Source organism: Psychromonas hadalis ATCC BAA-638, assembly GCF_000420245.1.
Taxonomy (GTDB): Bacteria; Pseudomonadota; Gammaproteobacteria; order Enterobacterales; family Psychromonadaceae; genus Psychromonas; species Psychromonas hadalis.
Genome location: NZ_ATUO01000154.1, coordinates 1 through 8,364 on the forward strand (window position 1 = coordinate 1; position 8,364 = coordinate 8,364).

Here is an 8,364-nt window from a genome sequence, read left to right on the forward strand (position 1 = left end):
GATTGCACTTAAAAAGAGGATCGGTATGATCTTACTGAATAGCCCCATTGTCTTAAAACAGCGCGCTACATTGGTGTTTAGATTGCACTTAAAAAGATGGTCGGTATGATAGGATTTGAACCTATGACCCCCGCTCCCCCAGAGCGGTGCGCTACCAAGCTGCGCTACATACCGATTTGATTTTCTATTTTAATAACTTAGAGAAAAGATGCAACAAAAACAACTGACTTTATTGCATTTAATCCCGTTATTTTTCAAGTAATTGCAAACGATACTTTTTAAGCTCGCTATTTAACCAATCTACGCTAAATTGTACTTTTTGATCGACACATATAATGGTGTATTTTTTACCGCTAATTAAACTTTTAGTGGCCGAATAAGCAATAAAATCTTGTGCACTGTTTATATCATCACGATAATAATCATATTTTTTCTGGATATGTTGACGTGCCTCAACACCGTTATGCTCCGTCCCATTGCGATTATAGATACATTCGGTTTTTTCTACAAAATCAAGTAAGTGCATGATCTCTTTATTGGTATGACTATCAGCAGCAGAAAAGGTGCTGGTTAATAGCAACAGAGTAGAAAAAAGTATCTTTATCATTATTGACACTCGCTTGCTTCATACCCTAAATTATCTAATTGTTTTAAAGTGATCACATCTTGGAAACCCAATGCTTGGGATTTTTCTAAATCTGTATGTTTGATTTGGTGTACATTAATATTCGTCGCAGGTCCGCCACACATTAAAATAACAGCAACATTAGAGAGATGACCACACTCTGTTTTACTCACTACGATATTTTTCTCGGTCAGTAATCGCTCTGTTTCAGCCCCCGTTTTTCCATCGGACTCACACTGAATAGCACCATTACTGATATATACCCATGCATTTTCTGGGGCGGGTGTATTCGCACATGCAGTTAACAAAAAGATGCTTGATACCGTTAATAATAATTTTTTCATCTGATATTTCCCTTAAAAGCTTGAATTAGGTAACGTTAAAAATTCAATTTCATGTTGTGTAGAATGACGATTTAATAGTTGATTACGGTGTGGATAACGACCAAATTGTTCGATAATCTGCTTATGTTTTAATTCAAATTCAACACTCGCCTGTAACCCATTGTCAGCATATAACATTTCTGCTTGTTGATGAATAAGCATTGATTCACTGTGCATAAAAGGTAAATAGAGAACAGAACGTTGTACTTGGGTTAACTGTTTAGCAGCGCCAATATTAATCGCTTCCTGCGCCAAGACTAAAGCCAAACTGTCCTGTGCAAACGCCTCTTTTTTATCACGAAAAATATTACGAGAAAATTGATCTAATATGATAATTTCAGCAAGTCGCCCTTCAGCCGTTATTCGCCATGAAAATAGCTCACCCACACACGCTTGTTGGTAAACATCACTGAAACGGATTGCGATCAGCGCATCAAAATCGAGATCTTTTTTCCACCAAAGTGCACTATCAATTTCTTCAAACCAAAATTTAATGATGCCACTAGGATCTGTTTTTTTTGACATATTTACTCCCATATCATTCCATCCAATTTGTTATCACGCGATGAAAGTGAAACTTTAGTTTCGCCTTTGCTATTAGTACAGCTAAAGTAATACTTGCTAATTATTTTTCAGTTTAATGAGGTTAAAACAAAAACACCCACAAAAGTGGGTGTTTTATTGTTTATGTAATGAACGAGTTAAACCGTTAGGCAATCAAAATCAACTAATGTGTCCACATCAACGTCATAATCAATGCCGTCGATACCAAAACCAAACAGTTGTAAAAACTCTTCTTTGTACTCTTTGTAATCGGTTAATTCAAAAAGATTTTCAGTGGTGATTGATGGCCATAATTCTGTACAGGCTTGCTGAACATCATCACGAAGTTCCCAATCATCAAGGCGTAAGCGACGCGCTTCATCGGTTGTCGCTGCGCTACCATCTTCTTTATAAAGTTGCGTAATGAATAGACGATGAATCTGCTCCATACACCCTTCATGTAAGCCTTTCTCTTTCATGATTCTAAAGACCATTGAAAGATATAAAGGCATGACAGGAATTGCAGAGCTTGCCTGTGTTACCACACTTTTTTGTACTGAAACGTAAGCTTCACCATTGAGCGGTGCAAGCTGTGCTTGAATCGCTGTAGAAGCACGGTCTAAATCTAATTTAGCTTTACCTAACGCGCCATTCCAGTAGATAGGCCATGTGAGTTCTGTACCGATGTATGAGTAAGCAATGGTTTTAACACCTGTCGCGAGTACGCCAGCGTCACTAAGCGCGCTTAACCAAAGTTCCCAATCTTGCCCGCCCATTACCGTGACCGTATTAGCAACTTCTTCATCTGTCGCAGGCTCAACTCTTGCTTCTATGATGATATTTTTATTGGTATCAATCGCCGTTGAAACATAGGTTTCATCGATTGGTTTTAGTGCTGAGCGAATCACTTCACCCGTGTCTGGCATTTTACGTACTGGCGCCGCAACTGAATAGATAATCGCATCAATTTGACCTAAGTCTTCTTTGATTAGCGCGATCACTTTTGCTTTTATCTCATGTGAGAATGCATCACCATTAATGCTTTTTGCATATAGACCATCAGCATGTGCTTGTTTTTCAAAAGCGGCACTGTTATACCAACCCGCAGATCCCGTTTTACGCTCTGTTGCTGGTTTTTCAAAGAAGACACCAATCGTTGAAGCGTCAGAGCCGTATGCAGCTGCAATACGAGATGACATACCATAACCCGCTGAAGAGCCGATCACTAATACACGTTTTGGGCCATTTTTAATTTTGCCTTGATCTTTTGTGTATTTAATTTGTGCTTGTATGTTTTTCCCACAGCCTACAGGGTGTGATGTTGTACAGATAAAGCCACGAATTTTTGCTTTGATGATCATAATTTAATCTCTTCTTTTTAAATAATTTGTCTAAGTGCACATGTAATAAGTAGGCAATATACACTGTTTTATTAATGGGTCAAAATAGTAGGGAGCTCTCCACTTAATCCCATCGCCTGTTTGATAAACTGTTTTTTAAGTGGCGCAACATTATCAGCAAACAGCAGTGCTAAATCTCGCACGGTTTTTTGCACAGGGTTATCACCATGAAAGAGTTGTTTTAATAACTCCATTGACGCAATCATCTGTGCAGCCTCTGTTTTACGCCAACGTTCAAATTGACGTAAGTTTTCATATAAGCCGATATCTTTTTCTGACTCACTACTTTTCAATAAACATTGCGCCAAACTAACTGCATCTAACAAACCCAAGTTTACCCCTTGTCCAGCAAGAGGATGAATAGTATGAGCTGCATCACCAATTAAGGCGATACGATGTTTAGCAAAATCGCGCGCATAGCGCATGGTCAGCGGAAAGCTCACACGTTCGCTTTGCAATTCACAAAAACCTAAACGGTTATCAAAGGTGCGGGTCAATTGCTTATTAAACTCAATCGCCGACAGTGCTTGTAACTGTTTTGCTTTTTCGGGTGGTACAGACCAAACAATCGAGCAGAGATCTTTTTCAAACAAAGGTAAAAATGCAAGTGGACCTTCAGGGGTAAATACTTGTCTGGCACAGTGTTGATGTGGTAAATCAGTCTTAATCGTTGCCACAATAGCATGATGATTATAATCCCAATGGGTCAGTGGAATATTCACCTGTTTGCGCACCCATGAGTTTGCTCCATCTGCCCCCACCACCAGCTTAGTGGTGATATTTTTACCACTATCAAGAGTTAACCAAGCCTCACCATCACCGAGTGCAATATTGCTGAGTTTATCAGGGCAATAAAAAGTGACGTTGTGCTGTTGTTGCACAACCGTTAACAAAGCATGCTGAATCTGCTCATTCTCGATAATATAACCTAACTGCTCTGCTTCTACCTGCTGAGCATCAAATTCGATTTTACCAAAGCTATCTTTTTCCCAAACACACATAGTGTCATAAGGGGTGATACGTTTAGGGTTAATATATTGCCAGACACCTATTTTTTCAAAAATAGTGCGACTTGTTGCACTAATGGCGCTCACACGTGAGGCAGGAGCATCACTCAGTGGTGTGGCTTCTCTGTTTTCAATAATAGCAATTTTCAGGTTACTTTTAGCCAATGAAGCAGCTAAGGTCAACCCGACCATACCACCACCAACAATGGTTAAGTCATAAGATAGCATCATGATTTTTCTTCTTTTATAAATAGAGTAAACTGCCCTTTTGCTTGTTTAACAATTGGCGCACCAAGAGAAGGAAGAATAGCAATAGCTTGTAATGCAATATTGCGCCCGATAACCAAAGGAAGGTAATTGTTGCTAAATAGACGCACCATCGCGTCGGTTAATTTAATGGTGTTATGGTGATCATTTTTACGTGCCTGCCAATAATCGTTTAACATATTAAAACTACCTAGCTCATCAGCCTGTGCAATAACTGTTGCAAGTACACTTAAATCACGCATTCCAAGGTTAAAACCCTGCCCCATAACAGGATGCAAACAGTGCGCAGCATTACCAATCGCAACCCCTCGGTGAGTAATGGGTTTATCAGTGGTATTCAGTTTTAATGGGTAACTATCACGCCTGCCTGCTTTTCTAAAAATACCCGCACGATAACCAAAGGCTATTTGTAACCGGTCTAAAAACGATTGTTCATTAAGTGCTAAAATGGTTTCTAATTCACTATTTTTAACCGACCAAACCAGAGAATAACGGTTATCTGAAAGTGGTAATAGTGCCAGAGGTCCCGCGTCGGTAAAACGTTCAAAGGCACGATTTTGATGGGGTTTATCACAACAGATATTAGCAATAATAGCGGAGCAAGCATAATCATTTTGTGTTGTTTCAATGGATAATAGCGTTGCTGTTTTACTGTTTGCACCATCGGCTGCAATGCAAAGTTTCGCTTGGATAAACGGTCCATTTTGCAGTTCACAAACAATATTATTGCGCTGTTTTTCTATGTGCGTAATGCGACTATTATAAAGGCGTTTGATCTGCGCTGTTAAGCTCAATTTTTTTTGTAGTGATTGGCCTATATTTTGCAATTCAACAACATAACCAAAGGGCTGTTTAAAGTGTGATTTTTCAAGTTCAACAATCCCTAAATGACCACGATCAGAAATATGGATATCTTCTATTGGCTGACCATTTTTTACTAACGAATCCCACAGATTTAATTGTGCCAACAACTCACAACTACCCGCACTGAGGGCGATACTGCGCGCATCAAATCCAGGGTGTAAGCCTTTATCAACTTTTTCATCATTATCATCAATTAACAAAATGTTTAACGCGGGGGATTTTTTGATGATAGCGAGCGCTAACAAACAGCCAGACATCCCAGCGCCAACAATGACAATATCACACTCAATTCTCTCAACCATGTTGCAGTGCATCGGCCATCAACGCTTCAATTTCATCGATTGTTTTCGGCACATCAGCACTTAAAACATCAACACCCGTTGCGGTAACAAGTAGATCATCTTCTATACGAATACCGATCCCTTTCCAACAATCTTCCACATCAGCGTCAAAGCTTACATATAACCCCGGCTCGATAGTAACGGCCATGCCAGCTTCGAGAGGACGAGGATTGTCTAGTGTTCCACAATTGCCGGCATCATGTACATCAAGCCCTAAATAGTGACCTATGCCATGCATATAAAAGGCTTTATGTGCTTCCTCTTTGATCAATGTCTCACGCGAGCCTTTTAACAGACCGAGCTCCAATAAACCATCAACCAGCAATTCAACCACTTTTGCATTGATATCAAGCATCGCAATGCCAGGTTTAATTTGATTGATGGCAAAGATCTGCGTATCTAATACCAACTGATATAATTTAGCCTGATGCTCGGTGAACTTACCATTGACAGGGAAAGTACGAGTAATATCACCCGCGTAGTGTTGGTATTCAGCACCCGCATCAATCAGCACTAACTCCCCTTCTTTTAACTGTTGGGTGTTTTCAGTGTAATGTAAAATACAGGCGTTATTGCCCCCTGCAACAATGCTATTGTAAGCAACATTAGGCGCACCTTGTAACGCAAATTCATGTTTAATTTCCGCTTCTAACTGATATTCCCACATGCCAACACGACATTTTTGCATGGCACGAACATGACCAGCAGCTGAAATTTCTGCTGCTTGTCTTAATAAATCCGCCTCAAAATCTGATTTTATAACACGCATCTCATGTAATATTGGTAGACAGTCAAAATAGCAATTTGGTGTACTTATTCCTTTACGCTTTCCTGCACGTAATTTATTCACCACCCGTTTTAAACTTTTATCTAATGAGTCAGATTGGAACATAGGGTAATAGAGCGCTTCCGTGCCATTAAGTCGCGTTTCAAGCTGATGTTCAAATTCATCAATGGGGTAAGCGTCATCCATTGTTAATTTTGTAATTGCACCGTGTTGACCGAGACGAATACCATGCCAGATTTCGGCGTTTTTATCTTTTTTACGGTTAAACAGAATCGTGATTAAAGAATCTGATTTTTTGACTAACATTAACAGCGCATCAGGCTCATTAAAGCCAGTGAGATAATGAAAATCACTATTCTGTCTAAAGGGATACTCACAATCATTATTACGGATTGTCTCAACCGAAGCGGGGAAAATAGCGATGCTATTCACTTGCATCTTGTTGAAAAAAGCCGAACGGCGAAGCTGAAATTGATTTGGCATAATAGAACCTACAAATTAATGAATTGTTTTAGAAATAGGTGTTCTCGGTTTACGCGAGAAATGGTTGAAACAGAGCATCGCACCAACACGTAAATATTCAACAATCTCTGCGTAAGCAATTTCCGAGTCTTCATTTTCTTGCTCAAAACCCAGACTAAGTTGTGAAATATCACGAATGTCCTTAATCAACTCTTGCACTTCTTCAGTGGCTTGATTTAATGCAGATTGCACCATACCAAAACCCACTAAAAAACCTTGCGCCCACTGTGACATTGCATCACAACGATCATCCAATGGTTTATCATCATCGGGTAGTAATAGATAAAAGCCCAAACCATCATCGGTAAATTGGCTAACCACTTGCGCATGAAGAGAGCCAATAAGCTGCTTGGCTTTCAACGGCAACCCCATTCCCTCATTGATAACATCATTAAAATGGGTAAGCCAACGTTGCGAATTAAGATCAATACCACCACAAATAAACCCAGCCAATACCCCGTGTACCTCCGAGGCGCTGGTAAATAGGTCGGCAGTTTCTAAAATCTCAGTTATTTTAGCAAAATTGGGTAAAGGCTCGATACTCATCTATATAACTCTATAATTATTGAAATAAAAGAGATTGAATACTACCTCTTGACAGGTATTGTCGCTAGTAATTACTTGAAAGTTGCTAACTAGCTAGCTATATTAAGGCATCTTTTCTTACATGGGTTAGTTATGGCACATCTTGATATCTCTATTTTAGGCCAACAATACAAAATGGGCTGTCCTGATGGTGAGGAGGCCAGCCTAAAAAAGTCTGTGGCTCAATTCAATGACCAGCTAAAAAGCATGAAAGAGAGTGCTCCGGGTCGCCGTAATGAGCAACATATTGTCATGGCAGCGCTTAACTACTGCCATGAACTTAATGTTGAAAAAATGAAAAATGAGCAATATACCCAAACACTCAATAAACGCATTCAATTGTTACAAGACTTGATAGAACAAGCATTACGTCCAGAAAAAGAAAAATATTGAACAATTTTAACGCGTTAAAATTGCTGTCTCTACTCAGCCCACCTAAAATTTAAGATGTTTTCATAAAAATAGAATGTAAATGCTCAGGACGAAGCCATTTATGTCTAGTTCAAGATAAAAAAGCGGAATTTAGTGGTTTAAATGAGCATTTTCAACACGGTTATCATAGCTAACTGAAGTTTAACCGTAAACATACCTTAAATGGCAACGGCCTGAGTAATTACAAATTGCTTTAATGAAAATCAACTCATTAAGCAAATCAAGTTACTCCGAAAGTAGCAAAAAAACGTTGCAAAGCATCGAAACAAGCGTAAAATTATTTTAACCCTCGGGTATCCGCTAATCTTGACTAAGTCCCTGAGCCGATAAGCAATACCCCGGTGACTTGGATTGAATGCTCTTGTGCAAGCTCGGCTCGTATCGAGAAGCCTGCGGCAGACACTGAGACACCAACCTTGACCTTCGGGTTCAAGGTCAAAGTCAACAACGATACCCTTGGGTTACTCATTCTCAAAAAAAAAACACGACAACACTTACCTGTACGACCTTCGGGTTCAAGGTCAAAGTCAACAACAACAACAACAACCCCCTTGGTTACTCATTCTCAAAAAAAAACACACGACAACACTTACCTGTACGACCTTCGG

9 protein-coding genes, 1 tRNA gene and 1 other RNA gene are annotated in these 8,364 nt (G+C 39.5%); 2 read left to right on the plus strand and 9 right to left on the minus strand.

Annotated elements, in window-relative coordinates:
- Window positions 1-97: 97 nt before the first annotated feature.
- The 9 genes from G322_RS0115320 to G322_RS0115360 all read right to left on the minus strand — a co-directional run bounded on the left by G322_RS0115320 (window position 98) and on the right by G322_RS0115360 (window position 7,285).
- A tRNA-Pro gene (locus G322_RS0115320) sits at window positions 98-174 on the minus strand.
- A 73-nt stretch (window positions 175-247) separates the two neighbouring features.
- A complete protein-coding gene (locus G322_RS0115325; protein ID WP_022942617.1) occupies window positions 248-607 on the minus strand; it encodes a DUF5329 family protein in 360 nt (119 codons plus the stop codon).
- Window positions 607-969, minus strand: coding sequence for a hypothetical protein (locus G322_RS0115330; RefSeq protein WP_022942618.1), 363 nt, complete (start codon window positions 967-969; stop codon window positions 607-609). The genes G322_RS0115325 and G322_RS0115330 overlap by 1 nt, the downstream gene beginning before the upstream one ends.
- A 12-nt stretch (window positions 970-981) precedes the next feature.
- Complete coding sequence (locus G322_RS0115335) at window positions 982-1,533, minus strand: DUF924 family protein (RefSeq protein WP_022942619.1); 552 nt, start codon at window positions 1,531-1,533, stop codon at window positions 982-984.
- 176 nt (window positions 1,534-1,709) lie between these two features.
- The gene (gene fabV, locus G322_RS0115340; protein ID WP_022942620.1) at window positions 1,710-2,912 is read right to left on the minus strand and encodes an enoyl-ACP reductase FabV; all 1,203 of its coding nucleotides are present in this window, start codon (window positions 2,910-2,912) and stop codon (window positions 1,710-1,712) included.
- A 71-nt stretch (window positions 2,913-2,983) separates the two neighbouring features.
- The gene (locus tag G322_RS0115345; protein ID WP_022942621.1) at window positions 2,984-4,189 is read right to left on the minus strand and encodes an FAD-dependent monooxygenase; all 1,206 of its coding nucleotides are present in this window, start codon (window positions 4,187-4,189) and stop codon (window positions 2,984-2,986) included.
- A complete protein-coding gene (gene ubiH / locus G322_RS0115350) occupies window positions 4,186-5,391 on the minus strand; it encodes a 2-octaprenyl-6-methoxyphenyl hydroxylase (RefSeq protein WP_022942622.1) in 1,206 nt (401 codons plus the stop codon). The genes G322_RS0115345 and ubiH overlap by 4 nt, the downstream gene beginning before the upstream one ends.
- Window positions 5,384-6,700: a Xaa-Pro aminopeptidase gene (gene pepP / locus G322_RS0115355; RefSeq protein WP_022942623.1), complete on the minus strand. Its 1,317-nt coding sequence runs from the start codon at window positions 6,698-6,700 to the stop codon at window positions 5,384-5,386. Before pepP ends, ubiH begins: the two co-directional genes overlap by 8 nt.
- A 15-nt stretch (window positions 6,701-6,715) precedes the next feature.
- Window positions 6,716-7,285, minus strand: coding sequence for a UPF0149 family protein (locus tag G322_RS0115360; RefSeq protein WP_022942624.1), 570 nt, complete (start codon window positions 7,283-7,285; stop codon window positions 6,716-6,718).
- 132 nt (window positions 7,286-7,417) lie between these two features.
- Here G322_RS0115360 and G322_RS0115365 point away from each other — a divergent pair, with 132 nt between their 5' ends.
- Window positions 7,418-7,717 (plus strand): cell division protein ZapA, encoded by a 300-nt coding sequence (locus G322_RS0115365; protein WP_022942625.1) that lies wholly within the window; start codon window positions 7,418-7,420, stop codon window positions 7,715-7,717.
- Window positions 7,718-8,038: 321 nt separating this feature from the next.
- Window positions 8,039-8,222: non-coding RNA, 6S RNA (gene ssrS, locus G322_RS22935), on the plus strand.
- The last annotated feature ends 142 nt before the right edge of the window (window positions 8,223-8,364 follow it).